An 18,004-nucleotide genomic window follows, 5' to 3' on the forward strand; every position below is an offset into this window, starting at 1 on the left:
AATTTTTAAACTTTAATTCAGAACATAAGAAGTTCCGTCCCTTCCATCCTTCAGTTCAATTCCTTCAGCAAGTAATCTATCTCTGATCTGGTCCGAAAGTTCAAAATTCTTTGATTTTCTTGCCTGATTTCTTAATTCAATTAAAACCTGTAATGTCTGATCAAGTTTCTCGTTATTATTTTCTTCGATCGCCTGCAATCCTAAGACATCAAAAATAAGAGCGTTCAAAGTAGATTTCAGATCCTCTAAATCTTTAGTTGAAATAGTTTCCTTACCATCATTTAGAGCAAAAATATATTTTACTGCTTCAAATAGGTAAGCAATCAGAACAGGAGAGTTAAAATCATCCGTTAAAGCATCATATGCTTTATTTTTCCATTCTTCAAAACTGAAACCCGACTGTTTCTCATCATTTGGAGTGATTGAGTTCAATACTTTAATAGCCTCCATTAATCTGATAAATCCTTTTTCGCTTGCCAGCATCGCATCGTTAGAAATATCCAAAACACTTCTGTAATGAGCCTGCAGGAAGCAGAAGCGCACAATCGAAGGATGGAAAGGTTTTTTAAAGAAATCATTTTCACCGGTAACCAACTGCATCGGTAAAATATAATTTCCTGTGGATTTACTCATACGTTGAGAATTCATTGTCAGCATATTCGCATGCATCCAGTAATTTACGGGAGCAGTGTCATTGCAGGCTTTTCCCTGAGCAATTTCACATTCGTGATGAGGGAATTTCAAATCCATTCCTCCTCCGTGAATATCGAAAGTCTCCCCCAGATATTTCGTGCTCATCGCTGTACACTCAAGATGCCATCCTGGGAAACCTTCCCCCCAAGGCGAATTCCATCTCATGATATGTGCCGGAGAAGCTTTTTTCCATAATGCAAAATCCTGTGGGTTTTTCTTTTCACCCTGTCCGTCTAAGTCACGGGTGTTGGCAAAAAGTTCTTCAATATTTCTTTTTGAAAGTTCACCGTAATTCAAACCTCTTCTGTTATATTCTAATACGTCGAAATACACAGAACCATTGCTTTCGTAAGCGAATCCTCTTTCAATTAATTTTTGCGTTAATTCAATTTGCTCAACAATATGTCCTGTTGCTGTAGGTTCGATATTCGGTGGTAATAAATTGAACAGATCCAAAACTTTATGAAAATCTACGGTGTATTTTTGTACAATTTCCATAGGTTCCAGTTTTTCAAGACGGGTCTGTTTAACAAACCTATCGTTATTTACGTCCCCATCATCGGTAAGGTGACCTGCATCGGTGATATTTCTTACATATCTCACTTTATAGCCCAAATGCATTAGGCTTCGGTAAATAAAGTCGAAAGAAAGAAAAGTCCTTACATTTCCCAAATGGACGTTACTGTATACAGTAGGTCCACAAACGTACATCCCAACATTTCCTTCTAAAATAGGTTTAAATATTTCTTTTTCGCCTGTAAGCGAGTTGTATATTTTTAGTTGCATTGATTTAAATTAAATGATTTATAAATTTAGTTTAAAGCTTTAATAATTAAAAGGTTTAAATCTTTTAACGACAAGTACAGCAACAACAAATAATCGTTGTTACAAAAATCTTATCTGAAACTTTTTTAAATTTTATCATTATTAAATTGCTTTTAAATGATGTTGTAAATGGTCAATATAATCATTAATGATGAATTCCAAAGTAAAAATCTGAGAATCAGTCTTCGTCATATCACAGGTTCTTTGTAAAGCTGAATCCGGAATATTTTCAACCGTAGATACAATCTGAAGATTTAAAAATTTCCAAAGATTGATAATATCTGAGGTCTGAATATGTTGGTAATTTTGAGCTTTCACCCAAAAATTCTGATCATAAACAATATTCTCATTTTCCTTATATTGAGTAATTACAAATCTTCTGATATTTGATAAAGCACTATCACAAAGATGGCCTAAAATTTCTTTTTTAGACCATTTGTCAGGAGAAATTTTAGCCGACCATTCTTCTTCTGAAATATTTACGAATCTCTGAAGCTCTTCATTTACGATATTCTTAAGAATCTGATAGTTCATAATGCCCTTAATTAATAATCCAATTTCGCATGGCTTCCTACATAATGTAAGAACTCTTGTCTTGTAATCGGGTTGGTTCTGAAAATACCACTCAATTCTGCTGTAATGGTAGAACTCGCTGTATCTTTAATCCCTCTGCAATTTACACAAAGATGTTTTGCATCAATAATACATGCAACATCTTTTGTTCCCAACGCTTCTTTTAAAGCATCTACAATCTGCATCGTCAACCTTTCCTGAACCTGTGGTCTTTTTGCGTAATAATCAACAATTCTGTTGATTTTTGAAAGCCCGATCACTTCTCCGTTCGAAATATAAGCAACATGCGCTCTTCCAATAATCGGCAAAAAATGATGTTCACAGAATGAATATACTGTAATGTCTTTCTCCACCAACATCTGGCGGTATTTATATTTGTTTGAAAATGTAGAAATTCCTGGTTTGTTTTCAGGAAGAAGTCCCCCAAAAATCTCATTTACATACATCTTCGCAACCCGTTTTGGAGAATCTTTCAATGAATCATCGGTCATATCCAGTCCTAATGTTTCCATAATCTCTCCAAAAAGCTCTGTAATTTTTTCTACTTTTTCTTCTGGTGATTTATCAAAAGCATCTTTCCTTATAGGCGTATGTTCTTTTCCAGTGAAAATATCATCGTCGTTATCAGTAAAATCAACCATTTTTATTTAATTTGCACAAAAATACGGATAAAATCTGTTGGTCATATTTATTTTGCCCGAAAAACATTATCTTTCACCAACACTCGCATTTTATACTATGATTATTGTTGAAGAAGTACAAAGTAAAACTCAAAAGAAGGAATTTTTAGAATTCCCTGCAAGACTTTATCAACACGACCAAAACTATATCAGACCCAGAAACATCGATATTGAAGACATTTTCAATCCTGAAAAAAACAAATTCTTTAACAATGGTGAATGCGCAAGGTTTCTCTTTAAAAATCAACACAATGAGACCGTAGGAAAAGTTGCGGTTTTCATTAATGACACTTATCTGCAGAAGCAGCCCACCGGCGGATTGGGATTTTTTGACTGCATTAATGATCAGGAAACTGCAAATTTTATTTTTGGCCATTGTAAAAACTGGCTTCAGCAAAGAGGAATGGAAGCTATGGACGGCCCCATCAATTTCGGAGAACGTGATAAATTTTGGGGACTTGTTATTGAAGGATATAGTGAGCCGTTGTTCTGCATGAATTATAACTTTCCTTATTATAAAGATCTTTTTGAAAACTACGGTTTTAAAATCTACTTTGAGCAGTTATGTTTTTCAAGACCTATTTTCGCCGAAGTTTCAAGAGTCTTCACCGTAATGCATGCAAAACACAGCAAGAATCCCGATATTTCTGCAAGACCAATGACGAAAAATAATCTGGAAAAGTTTTCCAAAGATTTTACTGAAATTTATAATAAAGCCTGGGCAGCACATGGTGAAGGAAAATATTTAGATGAAACAAAAACATTGAAAATGTTCAACATGATGAAGCCTATCATTAATGAACATATTTCCTGGTTTGTATACGAAAAAGAAAAACCGATTGCTATGTGGATGAACCTTCCGGATACCAATCAATGGTTGAAGTATTTAAATGGAAAATTCGGAATCTGGGAAAAACTTAAGTTTCTTTGGATTAAAAGATTTAAGAAAAATGAAAAAATGGTAGGTATTGTTTTCGGCGTCATTCCTGAATGGCAAAAGAAAGGAATTGAAGGGTATATGATCTGGGAGGGAACCCAACATCTAAGAAAGCATACGGATTTTAAAGTAACAGAAATGCAGTGGATTGGTGATTTTAATCCTAAGATGATAAAGATTGCGGAGAATTTAGATACGACTGTAACAAGAAAATTGGCGACTTATCGTTATTTGTTTAACAAACATATGAAGTTTGAAAAACATACTATGCTTTAACATTTTTTAAAACTATAAAAGATGCTTCTATAACAAAACAATGCAAATACAATTAAATTCATAATAATTGAATTTAATTTGTAAATTTGTTATATTAAATTAAAAAAAATGAAAAAAATATTTTTTTGTATACTTTTCACTGCGTCTTGTTATACGTTCGCTCAAGATGCCGGATTAGTTTTAAGCAGAGGAGATTTTGCTGATGGTAGCACTTTTTCCAATAGAATAAGATCAAAAACAGGAAAAGACTTGACATATGAAGACGTTACAGGTTCTCCCTATTCAAATGTTAATTTTTTAAGTGCAAAAATTGCGGATAATTACGAAAAAACACCAGTAAGATATAATAGCTATACTGACCAAATAGAGTTTCAAAGAGATAATAAAGTAATGATCCTCCCTGAAGAAACACAGTTTTCAAGGATAGAAATTATTTCTCCCAAACAAACATTAGTACTTCTAGATACAAAAGATGATTTGAGTGGATACTTTTTTGAAATTGTAAAAGGTAAATATTCTCTTTACAAAAAGCAGGAAACTAAATTTATCGATGCAGAACCTGCCTCCAATAGCTATACAAGTGAAAAGCCAGCCTATTTCAAACAATCTGACCCTATTTATTACATCAGTATCAATGATGCATACATTAAAAGCCCTAAAAATCAAAAAGAAATTTTAGCACAATTTCCTGATAAAAAAGAGGCTCTAAATAGTTTTTTTAAAGAAAACAAGATAAAGTTCAATAAAGAAGAAGATTTAAAAAAACTTGTAAATTTCTTAAACCAATAAAAATAAAAGCTGTTTCTTTTGAAACAGCTTTTATTTTAAAACAATTCTCCCGCCACTTTTTTAATATTATCACTTTTACCCATTGAGTAAAAATGTAAAACAGGGACACCGAAATCTAATAATTCTCTACACTGATTAATTGCCCACTCAATTCCGATTTGTTTCACAGATTCATTGTTCTTTGCTTTCTCCACTTCATTAATCAATTCTTCTGGCAAATCAATTTTAAAAATCTGAGGTAAAACTTTTAAATGTTTTTTTGTCGCAATCGGCTTGATTCCAGGGATAATAGGAACTGTAATTCCCATTTCACGAGCTTTTGTTACAAACTCGATGTATTTTTTATTATCAAAAAACATTTGGGTGACAATATAATCTGCACCTGCATCTACTTTTTGCTTTAACCACTTCAGATCATAATTCATAGAAGGTGCTTCCATATGTTTTTCAGGATAGCCCGCAACTCCAATGCAGAATTTATTGTGTTCATCACAAACTTCATCTTGGTTATGAAGATATTTCCCTCTCCCCAAATCATTGATCTGATGAACCAGATCCATTGCACTTGCATGACCGCCCTGGGTGGGTTCAAAATACTGATGCCCTTTCATTGCATCACCACGCAAAGCCATTACATTATCAATTCCAAGATACATACAGTCTACTAAAAGATATTCTGTTTCTTCCTTTGTAAAACCTCCACAAAGCAAGTGTGGAACCGTATCCACATTATATTTATGCTGGATAGCCGCACAAATCCCTAATGTTCCGGGGCGCATTCTTGTAATACGGCGTTCCATTAAGCCATTTCCTTTGTCAATGTAAATATATTCTTCTCTGGAAGTTGTCACATCAATAAATGGAGGTTTAAATTCCATTAAGGGATCGATGTTGGTATATAAATCTTCGATTCCTATTCCTTTCTGTGGAGGAACCACTTCGAGGGAGAATAAAGTTTTTCCGTTTGCGTTTTTTATGTGTTCTGTAATCTTCATTATTTAATTATAGTCTGTTTTTGATTATTTTGTAGTTAGGTTTCGGCGGCGGCTTTGCCGCCGCCGAAACTAAAACTAAATTCCGTCTGCTAAGTTGGGTGACAGCCATTTCTTCGCTTCCTGCAAAGAAATTCCTTTTCTCTCGGAATAATCTTTCAACTGGTCTTCCGCTATTTTTCCCAAACCGAAATACTTCGCATGCGGACTTCCGAAATAATAACCGGAAACCGAAGCGGTCGGAAACATCGCTAGGCTTTCCGTCAAATACACTCCGATATTTTCTTCAACTTTTAACAAATCCCAGATAGCATGTTTTTCCAAATGATCCGGACAAGCCGGATAACCCGGAGCAGGACGGATTCCTTTATATTTTTCTGCGATTAATTCTTCGTTGGTTAAATTTTCCTGATTGGCATATCCCCAATATTCCGTTCTTACTTTTTTATGTAAAAATTCGGCATAGGCTTCTGCAAAACGGTCAGCCAAAGCTTTTACCATGATCGCGTTATAATCGTCATGCGCTTTTTCATATTCTTCTGCCAATCCATCGGTTCCGAAACCTGTCGTTACACAAAAAGCTCCCATATAATCAGTCTTTCCTGAACTCTGAGGGGCAATAAAATCACTTAAAGCCAGATAATCTTTGCCTTTCGAACGTTGAGCCTGCTGTCTTAATGTGATGAATTTTACTTTCTGTTCATTATTTTCATCGAAGATTAAAATATCATCATTTTCGGTAGAATTGGCTTTAAAGATTCCGAAAATAGCTTTTGCAGTTAATAATTTTTCATCTAAAATCCTCTTTAAAATAACCTGCGCATCTTTGAACAATTCTTTTGCCTGAACTCCGACAACCTCATCTTCCAGGATATTCGGATACTTTCCGTGCAAATCCCAGCTTCTGAAAAATGGTGACCAGTCGATGAAAGGCAATAATTCTCTTAAATCCTGATTTTCAACAACGGTAATTCCTAATTGACTGGGCGTAAAGATTTCTTCATTTTCCCAATCAATTTTAAATTTATTCTGTCTGGCTTCTTCAATAGAAACATAGTCTTTTTCCACTTGTCTGTTAAGAAACTTTTCCCTGAATTCCGAATAGTCATTTTTTAAATCCTCAACGTATTCTTTATTTCTGTCGCCCAACAATGAGCTTACCACGTTTACCGCTCTGGAAGCATCATTCACGTGAACGACTGCGTTTTTATATTTTAAATCGATTTTCACAGCAGTATGTGCTTTTGAAGTGGTTGCACCACCGATCAACAAAGGAAAATCTAAATTTTGTCTTTCTAATTCTGAAGCGATATAAACCATTTCATCCAAACTTGGCGTAATTAATCCGCTGAGTCCGATAACGTCCACTTTTTCCTCAATTGCCGTCTGGATAATTTTTTCGGCAGGAACCATTACTCCAAGGTCAACAATTTCGTAGTTGTTACAACCCAAAACAACGCTCACAATATTTTTTCCGATATCATGAACGTCTCCTTTTACCGTTGCCATTAAGATTTTGCCGTTGGCAGGTTTTGAGCCGTCCTTTTCCGCTTCGATGAACGGTTGTAAATAGGCTACTGCTTTTTTCATTACCCTTGCCGACTTTACAACCTGTGGCAAGAACATTTTCCCGCTTCCAAACAGATCTCCGACAACCCCCATTCCTGTCATTAAATTAACTTCAATAACGTGTAATGGTTTTTCTGCCTGTTGTCTCGCTTCTTCAACATCTTCTTCAATAAAACGGTCGATTCCTTTTACCAAAGCATGTGTAATTCTCTCTTGCAAAGGATGATTTCTCCATTCTAAATCTTCAACTTTTTCTTTTTTAACCGATTTATGCTTTTCAGAATAATCTAAAAGTCGTTCCGTAGCATCTTCTCTTTTATCAAGAATGACATCCTCAACTAATTCAAGAAGTTCTTTATTAATTTCATCATAAACCTCCAGCATGGCAGGATTCACGATCCCCATATTCATTCCCGCCTGAATTGCGTGATACAGGAAAACTGAATGCATCGCTTCTCTCACCGTATCATTTCCACGAAATGAAAATGAAACATTGGAAACTCCTCCACTCACAGAAGCATAAGGCAAATTTTGGCGAACCCATCTTGTCGCCTCAATGAAGTCGATTGCATTTCTTCTGTGCTCATCCATTCCCGTTGCAACCGGAAAAATATTTAAATCAAAAATGATGTCTTCTGCAGGGAAATTCAGCTGATTGACTAAAATATCGTAAGAACGTTTTGAAATCTCTATTCTACGCTCGTACGTGTCTGCTTGTCCGACCTCATCAAATGCCATAACAATTACAGCGGCACCATATCTTTTGATCGCTTTTGCCTGTTTGATAAATTCTTCTTCACCGCCTTTTAAGCTGATAGAATTTACAACACATTTACCTTGGGCAACCTGTAATCCTGCTTCCAGTATTTCCCATTTCGAAGAATCTACCATAATTGGGATTCTTGCAATATCCGGCTCGGAGGCAATTAAATTTAAAAATTTAATCATGGAAGCTTTTCCATCGATCAACCCATCATCGAAATTGACATCAAGAATCTGCGCACCACCTTCAACCTGATGACGTGCAATATCCAGCGCTTCCGCAAACTTTTCTTCTTTTATTAATCTTAAAAATTTTTTTGAACCGGCAACATTGGTTCTTTCGCCAACGTTGATAAAATTGCTTTCCGGTGTAATAATCAAAGGCTCAAGCCCCGATAATCTTAAATATTTCATCAAATTATTCTTCTAAAATAAAATATGCGTTATTCGCATTCTGCTTCAGCAAATCCACATGTTTGCCCAAAGCGGTAAAAATCGGAAACCTTTTATAAGCCAACCCGTGCTCTTTAGCAAATTGCTCGATTTCCTCTGTAATTTCATTATAATAGGCATAACTGTAATTCGGGAAAAGGTGATGGGCAACATGAAAATTGAAATTCCCCAGCACATTTCTTACGAACCAGTTGTTTTCTTTTAAATCATTGGTAACTTCAAACTGATGATGAAGCCAGCTGAAAGGCAGTCCGTTTTTTTCGTCCAGTTTCGGAAAAGCATTGTCAGGAAGCGGATGCAATGGCAACAATACAAAAAGCGCAAAAACACTCGCCGCAATCACCTGCAAAAACCAGGCTCCCAGAGCCAAACCGATGGATACTTTAAAAAACAAAACAGGAACTGCAATCTGATAGAAAAAATAGAACAGTTTATAGGCAACCATTTTAATTTTTTCTTTTGCTGGAATCGCCCCCTGTGTTTTCAGAATCACTCTTTCACTATCGAAAAAGTCTCTAAAATCACGGATAAACATCCAATTGAACAGATATAAAGGATACACCAGAAAGAAAAAGAAATGCTGATATTTCTGAACGCCTTTTGCTTTGATCCATGGAACAATTAACAAAAGTCCGCTTTGTTCGATGTCCGTATCCCAACCGTCAACATTCGGATAAGCATGATGGCTTGCAATATGTCTTTTTTTCCAGATATAGGAATTGGCTCCCACAAAATCAAAAATCTGCAGCACCAGACTGTTTAATCTTTTGCTTTTGTAAATATTATTGTGGGCTGCTTCGTGAATCAGATTTAAATAAATTAAAACCAAAGAAATCCCCATCAGCACAAAACTCGAAGTATAGATCCAAGGTTTATCGACATTAAAAAGTGCAAACACATATAAGCCAAAATAGACCAAAGGCAAAATAATGGCTTTGATCTGAATATAAAGATCCCTGTTTTCGGGAATGGCTTCTACTCGCTGGTTCACTTTTTTTCTTAATTCATTAAACAGTTTTGCATCCTCTGAATCTTTAAGGTAAATCGGCTTTTCCATTATCGTAAATTTTGTGATGTAATTAAAGATAATATTAAAAACCGTTCCTTTTTCTATCAATTCAATAAAAAAATTCTATTAAATCATACAAATTCTTTCAATTTTCTTGGCGGATATTGTGCTACCAGATCTGCAATCGCCTTGATGTGATCTGGTGTTGTTCCACAGCAACCTCCAATAATATTGATCAATCCTTTCTCCACATATTCCTTTATCTGACTTGCCATATCTTCCGGTGTTTCGTCATACTTCCCAAAAGCGTTAGGAAGACCTGCATTCGGATATGCCGAAACATGAAATTCTGAATTGTGAGCCAATGTTTCCAGATAAGGCGTCAACTGATTGGCTCCCAAAGCACAGTTGAAGCCTACGCTTAATAAATTCAAATGTGAAACGGAGATTAAAAATGCTTCTGCGGTTTGCCCGCTCAACGTTCTTCCTGAAGCATCAGTAATCGTTCCTGAAACCATAATTGGGATTTTTATTCCTCTCTCATCCTGAATTTCATCGATAGCAAATAAAGCTGCCTTTGCGTTTAAGGTGTCAAAAATGGTTTCGACCAAAAGAATATCTGAACCGCCGTCTAATAAAGCTTCACACTGTTGTTTGTAAGCGACTCTTAATTCTTCAAATGTAATGGCTCTGTAACCAGGATCGTTTACATCCGGACTTAAACTTGCCGTTCTGTTAGTTGGACCAATAGAACCTGCTACGAATCTTGGTTTATCAGGATTCAGTGCAGTAAATTCATCACATACTTTTCTTGCGATTTTTGCAGATTCATAGTTGAGTTCGTAAACCAGATCTTCCATGTGATAATCTGCCATCGCAATCGTTGTTCCCGAAAACGTATTGGTTTCGATAATATCTGCTCCTGCTTCGAGATATTTTCTGTGAACTTCTTCAATCGCCTGAGGTTGCGTTAATGACAACAGATCATTGTTTCCTTTTACCGGATGTTCCCAATCTTTGAAACGCTCACCACGATAATCTTCTTCCTCGAACTTATATCGTTGAAGCATGGTTCCCATCGCTCCGTCCAGAATTAAAATTCTCTCGGATAATGCTTTGTATAGTTGTTCTGAATTTTTCATTGTATGTTTTGGCTAAAGCCATTTGTATTTCATTATTTTAAACGGGCTAAAGCCCGCTCCTATTGAATTATCCAAGCGCCCGTTTTAAATCCGCAATAATATCATCCACATTTTCCAGACCTACTGAACAACGAACCAACCCTGCCGTAATTCCTACTTCATTTCTTTCTTCGTCTGACAATTTGGAATGCGTTGTAGAAGCCGGATGCGTAACAATTGTTCTTGTATCACCAAGATTTGCAGAAAGCGAACACATTTTAATCTTATCTAAAAAGTTTCTTCCACCTTCAATTCCGCCTTTGATTTCGAATGCTACGATGTTTCCCCCTAACTTCATTTGCTTTTTAGCAATTTCATAACTTGGATGAGAAGGCAGAAAAGGATATTTTACCAGTTCTACATTCTGATGGCTTTCTAAAAATTCAGCCACTTTTAAAGCGTTTTCACAATGTTTTTCAACACGGATGGCTAAAGTTTCCAAACTTTTAGATAACACCCAGGCATTGAAAGGCGACATTGCCGGTCCAGTATTTCTTGCAAAAAGATAAATTTCACGAATCAGATCTTCTCTGCCCACTGCTACTCCACCCAAAACACGGCCCTGACCGTCAATCAACTTTGTTGCGGAATGCACTACGATGTCTGCTCCGTATTTGATCGGCTGTTGCAAATACGGTGTTGCAAAACAGTTATCTACTATGAAAATTAAATTATGCTTCTTTGCAATTTGTCCGAAAAATTCTAAATCCAACACCTCAATTGCAGGATTAGTAGGTGTTTCCAGATATAAAATTTTAGTATTCGGTTGAATATATTTTTCTACATTTTCGGAATCTTCTGCTTTAAAATAAGTGGTTTCAATATTCCATTTCGGGAAATATTTGGTGAACAACGTATGGGTAGAACCGAAAACCGACTGACAGCTTACGATATGATCTCCTGCATTTAACAAAGTAGCGAAAGTTGAATAAATCGCAGCCATTCCTGTTGCAAAAGCATAACCGGATTCGGCTCCTTCCATTTTGGCAATTTTATCTGTGAATTCCGTTACATTCGGGTTTGAAAACCGGCTGTAAAGATTCTTCTGTTTTTCTTCTGCAAAACTCGCTCTCATATCTTCTGCGTCCTGAAAAATAAAGCTGGATGTCAAATATAGAGGCGTTGAATGTTCATCAAACTGAGTTCTTTCAGTTTGCGTTCTTATCGCGAAGGTTTCAAAATTTTCCATAAAGTTTTAAATTGTAGTAATGTATGAGTTTAGCAATATAATAATGAGATGCTTCGACAAGCTCAGCATGACAATAATAATCAATACTACCCAACCTCTACATTATTAAATTGTTATATTAATTTATTTTTTTTCACTTAGTCTTAAAATATCTCCGAAAACTCCTCTTGCCGTAACTTTTGCTCCGGCTCCGGCTCCCATGATGACAATTGGGTTTTCGCCATAGCTTTCCGTATAAATTTCGAAGATTGAATCCGAACCTTTTAATTGTCCTAATGCGGAAGTTGCAGGAACGGAAACTAATTTCACATCAAGTTCTCCTTTTTCTTTTTGTAAGTCTCCGTGTAAGTCTCCAACATATCTTAACACGTGTCCCGGCTCCTGATTGTCTTTAATTTTCTGATATTCTTCATCCAGTTCTTCCAATCTGGAAAGGAATTCCGATTTTGAAACTGAAAGCAGACTTTCAGGCACTAAGTTCTGAATATTGATATCTTCAAATTCATTGATAAGATCCAGCTCTCTTGCCAGAATCAATAATTTTCTCGCTACATCATTTCCTGATAAGTCTTCTCTTGGGTCCGGCTCTGTATATCCTTTTTCCAGAGCTTCATTGATAATGGTTGAAAATTTATCGTTTCTCAAAGAAAAGTTATTGAAAACATAGCTCAATGTTCCTGAGAAAACTCCTTTAATTCTTGTAATATTTTCTCCTGAAAGATGTAATAATTTGATAGTATCGATTAAAGGTAAACCAGCCCCAACATTGGTTTCGTACAGGTATTGTTTTTTATTTTTCTCTAATGCTTTTCTTAAACTTCTATAGTTTGCAATCGGAAGTGTATTATAGATTTTATTGGATGAAACAATATCAAAACCATTATCTACAAACACATCGTAATGTTTTACAAAGTCCTTGCTTGCCGTGTTATCTACCATCACCAAATTTTCCAGATGATGTTCTTTTGCATAGTTGATCAAACCTTCTACACTAGATTCAGTTTGAGAGTAATTCACTTTCTGTCTCCAGTCACTTCCAAAACCGCCTTTGTTTAAAGCCATTTTTTTAGAATTGGCAATCGCAATGATTTTCAACTGTAATCTTTTTCTCGTTAAAATATCATGTGAAGAATCCAGGATTTGTTCTACCAAAGTTCCACCTACATTTCCGTGTCCGATCAAAGCTAAATGTACCACTTTCGGTTTTCCATAGATTTCAGTCTCCACGATATTTTTGGCAATCTCGGTTTGGTTATCAGTCACCACTATATTTACTCTTCCTGCAGATGCAATTTGGTTCAACAGCAATGGGAAGATTTTGTTTCTTTGAAGTTCGGAAAGGATTTTATTGTAATTTTCAGATACAAATCCGATCACTGCTACATTATTAATATTGTAGATATTACTTACAGCTCCTTTTGCCTTTTCATTTTTAAATTCTTCAGTAAGAACACGTACTGCATCTTCCGCATCATTTTCATCTACCAAAACAGAAATTCCATTCTCAATCGCCTGTTGAGAAATCACTCCTACGCTTATACCTGCATCATTCAGCACTCGGAAAATTCTGGAATCCACTCCAATCTGTCCAAGGAAGTCTTTTCCCTCAAAATTTACCAATGCTTTGTTTCGATAGATGTTTATAATATCTGATGTTGTCATATTTTCAGAATAGGTTTTATTATATTATTTAGTTGTTTGTACTCCATTAAAAAGGCATCATGCCCATGAATTGATTGTATCTCGTGATAGAAAACATTTCCTTTTTTTGATTTCAGCTTTTCAAAGCACATTCGAATCTCTGATGCCGGAAAAAACAGGTCCGTATCTACTGAGATCAGGTGCATTCGTGCCTCTATTTTTTCCAGTTTTTTTTCATCAGCATTGATATTCATCAGTAAATGATTCATTAGCTTATAAGACTTTAAACTAAATCTTTCGTTTAATGAATTCCCATGATAAATAAGCCAGTCTTCTGACTCCAATCGCTGTTTTTCCTGATTATATTTGTTTTGAAATCTGTCGTTTAAAGATTCTGGTGTTCTGTAACAGAGCATCGCATGGATTCTCGCTTTCTGTAAAGGCTCATCATTTTGATTTAACAAAAATTTCTGAACCAGGCATTGTGCGTGAAGCCAATCATGAGTTTTAAAATCGCAGGCAATAGGAATAAAAATTTCAGAAAGATTTGGATTTTTCACCAACATTTCCCAGCCGATTCCTCCTCCTAAAGAGCCTCCAATAATTGTGTACACACTTTTAATATGTAATATTTCAAGACCTTTTAAGAAGATATTGGCAATATCTGAAGGCGTGAAATCTTCGTACTCATTAATAAAAGAATCATCGTAACCGTTTCCGGGGATATTGAAACACAGAACTGTGTAGGTATTTGTATCTATGACCTGACCTTCTCCAATCAATTGTTTCCACCATCCGTTTTCTCCTGAAACATTGGAATTTCCGGTTAAGGCGTGGTTAACTAAAATGATCGGTGCTGAAAACAAGTCTTTCCCGAAAAGCTGATAGCTCAACGGGATATTATATTCCTTTTGGGAATCTGTACGATACGAAAAATTAATATGTTTAAGTTCTGCTTTCAATTCTATTATATTTTAATACAATTGAAAATGCCACAGGAAATGGCTGAAAGAACTTCAGTAAGTTATCTGTCCAAAAATAAATTTGGTAGAACGTAGCACCTTCTTTGCTTTCACAAAGGGTTGCTAAGGTTTCACAGGGTCTAATCCCTCAACCTTTCTTGATAACATTTTCAATATTTGAATGAACGAATGGTGCAAAGGTATAACATTTCTTTTATATATTAAAATAAATTATTTTAAAGCTCAGAAACCTCATTAAATAAAGGCTTGCCTGTGAATATTAAATTTTATTCAGATTCAGGATGTTGGAATTTTTTCTCAAAAAAACTACCTTCGTATTGAAAAATGCTGAGTATGATTGCTGAAAAACAAAGATTAAAAGATACCAACTGGAAAAACTGGGGTCCATATGTAAGCAACCGACAATGGGGAAATGTACGTGAAGACTACAGCTCCAACGGTGATGCATGGAATTTCGCCAATCATGACGCTGCAGAAAGCTATGCGTACCGTTGGGGAGAGGAAGGGATCGCGGGAATCTCCGATGTAAAGCAGCTTTTATGTTTTGCCTTTTCCTTCTGGAATAAGAAAGACCGAATCGTAAAAGAACGTCTCTTCGGATTGAGCAATCCTGAAGGAAATCACGGGGAAGATATCAAAGAAATTTTTTATTATCTGGATAATACACCTACACACAGCTATATGAAGATGGTGTATAAATATCCTATGAATGCCTTTCCGTATGATAAAATCCGTTCAGAGAATGCTAAGAGAAGTAAAAAGGAACCTGAATACGAAATTATTGATACCGGAATTTTTGATAAGGATGAATACTTCGACATCTTTATTGAATATGCCAAGGCGGATCATAACGATATTTTAATCAGAATCACGGTTTGTAACAGAAGTGAGATCAGCGCGCCTATCGTGATTGCACCAACAGTATGGTTCAGAAATAACTGGAAATGGGGATACAACACCTATAAAGCTCAATTAAATGCAGCGAATGACGGAAGTATCAGTATCAATCATGACAGCATTTCCATCAAAAAGTTTTATTCAAGAAATGATAGTGCGCAAAGCGTTTTTTGTGAGAACGAAACCAACAATCCGAAACTATACGGAACACCCTACCCCGGAAATACTTATTTCAAAGACGGGATCAATGATTACATCATTTACGGAAGCAATACTATAAATCCCGAAAAAACAGGGACAAAAGCTTCATTCTTAATCGATGAAACAATTGAGGCGGGAGCTTCTAGAACTTTTGATTTCAGACTTTCACCACATAATCTGGATGAACCGTTTGACCAGTTTGATCAAATCTTCGATCAGAGAATGGAGGAAGCCAATGAATTTTATGATGAAATTCAGAACGATGTCGTCAATGATGATGAAAGAAATGTTCAGAGACAGGCTTTTGCAGGTTTGCTTTGGAATAAGCAGTTTTATCATTACAATGTCGGGAAATGGCTGAAAGGCGATCCTAATTTTGATGCACCAAGAGATTTCAGCAATTATGTAAGAAATACGGAATGGAATCATATGCATAATAAGGACATTATTTCGATGCCCGATAAGTGGGAATATCCATGGTATGCGACTTGGGATCTGGCATTTCACTGTGTTCCTTTTTCCATTATTGATGCTGAATTTGCAAAGGGGCAGCTTCTTTTGCTGACAAAGGAATGGTACATGCATCCGAACGGACAGCTTCCTGCTTATGAGTGGAATTTAAGTGATGTAAATCCTCCTGTACATGCATGGTCTTGTTTCCGTGTTTTTAAAATTGATGAAAAGCAAAATGGAAAACCCGACCTTTTATTTTTGGAGAAAGTTTTCCAGAAACTTCTTCTGAATTTTACATGGTGGGTCAACCGAAAGGATAAAAACGGTAAAAATATTTTCGGCGGAGGTTTCCTTGGCCTGGATAATATCGGTGCTTTTGACCGTAATATGGTTTTAAAGGATGGCCAACATTTGGAGCAAGCGGATGGAACAAGCTGGATGGCAATGTATGCCTTAAACATGATGCGAATTGCTATGGAGCTGGCTCAGTATTATCAGGTGTATGAAGATATGGCTATTAAGTTCTTTGAGCATTATCTTTATATTGCAGAAGCGATGGAAAATCTGGGTGAAGGAACAAAAGGTCTCTGGAATGAAGAAGACGGATTTTTCTATGACGTCCTTCAGCTTGGTAACGGCGACAGTGTTTCCTTAAGACTAAGAAGTATCGTGGGATTAATTCCATTGTTTGCGGTAGAAATTGTTGACCATAAATTATTGGAAAACATGCCCAACTTCACTGCAAGAATGGATTGGATCCTAAAAAATAAACCTGAACTGACCAAACTTGTTTCTCACTGGGACGAAGAGGGGCAAGGAAGAAAGCATCTCATGAGTATTCTCCGTAAAAACAGGTTGACAAAGGTTTTAACAAGAATGCTTGACGAAAAGGAATTTTTAAGCCCCTATGGAATTCGTGCCATGTCAAAAGTATATGAAGAAAACCCGTTTGTTTTCTCAGTTCATGGCGTTGAAAATGTCGTGTACTATACCCCTGCAGAAAGCGACAGCAGAATGTTTGGTGGAAACAGCAACTGGAGAGGTCCGATTTGGTTTCCTATTAATTTCCTGATTGTGGAAAGTCTACAGCGTTTTCATTATTATTACGGAAACAGTCTGAAAGTAGAACTTCCGACCGGAAGTGGGGACAAACGAAATCTTGATGAAGTTGCCCAGAATATAAGCCACAGATTATGTTCTATTTTCTTAAAGGATGGTAGCGGGCAACGTCCTTTCAATGGTGGAAATGCTAAGTTTAATTTTGACGAAAACTTTAGAGATTATATCACCTTTTTTGAATATTTTCATGGTGACAATGGTCGCGGAGTCGGTGCATCGCATCAGACAGGATGGACTGCAACGGTTGCAAAACTAATGAAACCGAGATTAATGTAAATAAATTTTAAAAATTAGGGTATTAGAATCGAAAACAACGTTCAAATTCTCATACCCTAAAATATTCGTAATAGTATTCTAGTGAGTAACTTGCTCTCCGTTTACAAAAACTTCGTACCCTATTTCTACAGTAGGCTCTAGTGTTTTAGAAACAGAACAGTATTTTTCAAAAGATAACTGAGCTGCTTTCTGTGCTTTTTTAGGATCGATATTTCCTTCTAATAGAAATTTCACCTTAATCGCTTTGAATGGTTTTGCGTCTTCAACAGGAATACGTTCTCCTTCTACCTCAGCTTTAAAACCGGTAATTTCCTGTCTCTGTTTTTTCAGGATAGAAACTACGTCAATTCCGCTACACCCTGCAACGGCCATCAAAACACTTTCCATAGGAGAAACTCCTTTTGCTCCAGGCTGAGAAGTATTATCCAGTAAAATTGAATTCCCTTGTGAGTTGGTGCATTCAAATAAAAAATCGTCGTTGATTCTGTTAAGTGTTATTTTCATTT

General features: G+C 36.1%; 14 protein-coding genes and 1 riboswitch. Of the genes, 3 read left to right on the plus strand and 11 right to left on the minus strand.

Translation table 11 applies throughout. The annotated features are described in order from the left end of the window. Positions 1 to 12: 12 nt before the first annotated feature. The 3 genes from cysS to folE form a co-directional block, all read right to left on the minus strand. The gene (cysS, locus tag CLV73_RS12020) at positions 13 to 1,479 is read right to left on the minus strand and encodes a cysteine--tRNA ligase (protein ID WP_100377144.1); all 1,467 of its coding nucleotides are present in this window, start codon (positions 1,477 to 1,479) and stop codon (positions 13 to 15) included. A 141-nt stretch (positions 1,480 to 1,620) separates the two neighbouring features. Continuing rightward, the gene (locus CLV73_RS12025; protein WP_100377145.1) at positions 1,621 to 2,052 is read right to left on the minus strand and encodes a DinB family protein; all 432 of its coding nucleotides are present in this window, start codon (positions 2,050 to 2,052) and stop codon (positions 1,621 to 1,623) included. An 11-nt stretch (positions 2,053 to 2,063) separates the two neighbouring features. Then, positions 2,064 to 2,732 (minus strand): GTP cyclohydrolase I FolE, encoded by a 669-nt coding sequence (folE, locus tag CLV73_RS12030; RefSeq protein WP_100377146.1) that lies wholly within the window; start codon positions 2,730 to 2,732, stop codon positions 2,064 to 2,066. A 97-nt stretch (positions 2,733 to 2,829) separates the two neighbouring features. Between folE and CLV73_RS12035 the strand changes: the two genes are divergently transcribed. After that, positions 2,830 to 3,984: a hypothetical protein gene (locus CLV73_RS12035; protein ID WP_100377147.1), complete on the plus strand. Its 1,155-nt coding sequence runs from the start codon at positions 2,830 to 2,832 to the stop codon at positions 3,982 to 3,984. 108 nt (positions 3,985 to 4,092) lie between these two features. Beyond that, positions 4,093 to 4,773: a hypothetical protein gene (locus CLV73_RS12040; protein ID WP_100377148.1), complete on the plus strand. Its 681-nt coding sequence runs from the start codon at positions 4,093 to 4,095 to the stop codon at positions 4,771 to 4,773. Between the two features lie 35 nt (positions 4,774 to 4,808). Here CLV73_RS12040 and metF read toward each other — a convergent pair whose 3' ends face one another. From metF to CLV73_RS19260, 7 genes are all read right to left on the minus strand, one after another. Beyond that, the gene (metF, locus tag CLV73_RS12045) at positions 4,809 to 5,768 is read right to left on the minus strand and encodes a methylenetetrahydrofolate reductase [NAD(P)H] (RefSeq protein ID WP_100377149.1); all 960 of its coding nucleotides are present in this window, start codon (positions 5,766 to 5,768) and stop codon (positions 4,809 to 4,811) included. 75 nt (positions 5,769 to 5,843) lie between these two features. Then, positions 5,844 to 8,510: a methionine synthase gene (gene metH, locus CLV73_RS12050; RefSeq protein WP_100377150.1), complete on the minus strand. Its 2,667-nt coding sequence runs from the start codon at positions 8,508 to 8,510 to the stop codon at positions 5,844 to 5,846. A 4-nt stretch (positions 8,511 to 8,514) separates the two neighbouring features. Next, positions 8,515 to 9,606, minus strand: a complete 1,092-nt coding sequence (locus CLV73_RS12055; protein WP_100377854.1) for a fatty acid desaturase family protein — start codon at positions 9,604 to 9,606, stop codon at positions 8,515 to 8,517. A gap of 83 nt (positions 9,607 to 9,689) precedes the next feature. Continuing rightward, positions 9,690 to 10,700 carry a homocysteine S-methyltransferase family protein gene (locus CLV73_RS12060; RefSeq protein ID WP_100377151.1) on the minus strand — a complete coding sequence of 337 codons (1,011 nt, stop codon included), beginning with the start codon at positions 10,698 to 10,700 and terminating at the stop codon, positions 9,690 to 9,692. Positions 10,701 to 10,767: 67 nt separating this feature from the next. Beyond that, positions 10,768 to 11,928, minus strand: coding sequence for an O-succinylhomoserine sulfhydrylase (locus CLV73_RS12065; protein WP_100377152.1), 1,161 nt, complete (start codon positions 11,926 to 11,928; stop codon positions 10,768 to 10,770). 123 nt (positions 11,929 to 12,051) lie between these two features. Then, entirely contained in the window at positions 12,052 to 13,590 is a 1,539-nt protein-coding gene (locus CLV73_RS19255) for an ACT domain-containing protein (protein ID WP_100377153.1), read from the minus strand. Then, a complete protein-coding gene (locus CLV73_RS19260) occupies positions 13,587 to 14,531 on the minus strand; it encodes an alpha/beta fold hydrolase (RefSeq protein ID WP_100377154.1) in 945 nt (314 codons plus the stop codon). The genes CLV73_RS19255 and CLV73_RS19260 overlap by 4 nt, the downstream gene beginning before the upstream one ends. Before the next feature lie 59 nt (positions 14,532 to 14,590). Beyond that, positions 14,591 to 14,699: riboswitch (SAM riboswitch) on the minus strand. A gap of 186 nt (positions 14,700 to 14,885) precedes the next feature. Between CLV73_RS19260 and CLV73_RS12080 the strand changes: the two genes are divergently transcribed. Next, positions 14,886 to 17,498 carry an MGH1-like glycoside hydrolase domain-containing protein gene (locus CLV73_RS12080; protein WP_100377855.1) on the plus strand — a complete coding sequence of 871 codons (2,613 nt, stop codon included), beginning with the start codon at positions 14,886 to 14,888 and terminating at the stop codon, positions 17,496 to 17,498. Positions 17,499 to 17,576: 78 nt separating this feature from the next. Here the strand turns inward: CLV73_RS12080 and CLV73_RS12085 are convergent, their stop codons facing one another. Next, a complete protein-coding gene (locus tag CLV73_RS12085) occupies positions 17,577 to 18,002 on the minus strand; it encodes an OsmC family protein (protein WP_100377155.1) in 426 nt (141 codons plus the stop codon). Between the last annotated feature and the right edge of the window lie 2 nt (positions 18,003 to 18,004).

The organism is Chryseobacterium geocarposphaerae (genome assembly GCF_002797535.1).
Lineage (GTDB): Bacteria > Bacteroidota > Bacteroidia > Flavobacteriales > Weeksellaceae > Chryseobacterium > Chryseobacterium geocarposphaerae.

Bases quoted from the DNA above. Each gene is read 5' to 3' on its own strand.
- cysS (WP_100377144.1), bottom strand. From the start codon at position 1,479: ATGCAACTAAAAATATACAACTCGCTTACAGGCGAAAAAGAAATATTT.
- CLV73_RS12025 (WP_100377145.1), bottom strand. From the start codon at position 2,052: ATGAACTATCAGATTCTTAAGAATATCGTAAATGAAGAGCTTCAGAGA.
- folE (WP_100377146.1), bottom strand. From the start codon at position 2,732: ATGGTTGATTTTACTGATAACGACGATGATATTTTCACTGGAAAAGAA.
- CLV73_RS12035 (WP_100377147.1), top strand. From the start codon at position 2,830: ATGATTATTGTTGAAGAAGTACAAAGTAAAACTCAAAAGAAGGAATTT.
- CLV73_RS12040 (WP_100377148.1), top strand. From the start codon at position 4,093: ATGAAAAAAATATTTTTTTGTATACTTTTCACTGCGTCTTGTTATACG.
- metF (WP_100377149.1), bottom strand. From the start codon at position 5,768: ATGAAGATTACAGAACACATAAAAAACGCAAACGGAAAAACTTTATTC.
- metH (WP_100377150.1), bottom strand. From the start codon at position 8,510: ATGAAATATTTAAGATTATCGGGGCTTGAGCCTTTGATTATTACACCG.
- CLV73_RS12055 (WP_100377854.1), bottom strand. From the start codon at position 9,606: ATGGAAAAGCCGATTTACCTTAAAGATTCAGAGGATGCAAAACTGTTT.
- CLV73_RS12060 (WP_100377151.1), bottom strand. From the start codon at position 10,700: ATGAAAAATTCAGAACAACTATACAAAGCATTATCCGAGAGAATTTTA.
- CLV73_RS12065 (WP_100377152.1), bottom strand. From the start codon at position 11,928: ATGGAAAATTTTGAAACCTTCGCGATAAGAACGCAAACTGAAAGAACT.
- CLV73_RS19255 (WP_100377153.1), bottom strand. From the start codon at position 13,590: ATGACAACATCAGATATTATAAACATCTATCGAAACAAAGCATTGGTA.
- CLV73_RS12080 (WP_100377855.1), top strand. From the start codon at position 14,886: ATGATTGCTGAAAAACAAAGATTAAAAGATACCAACTGGAAAAACTGG.
- CLV73_RS12085 (WP_100377155.1), bottom strand. From the start codon at position 18,002: ATGAAAATAACACTTAACAGAATCAACGACGATTTTTTATTTGAATGC.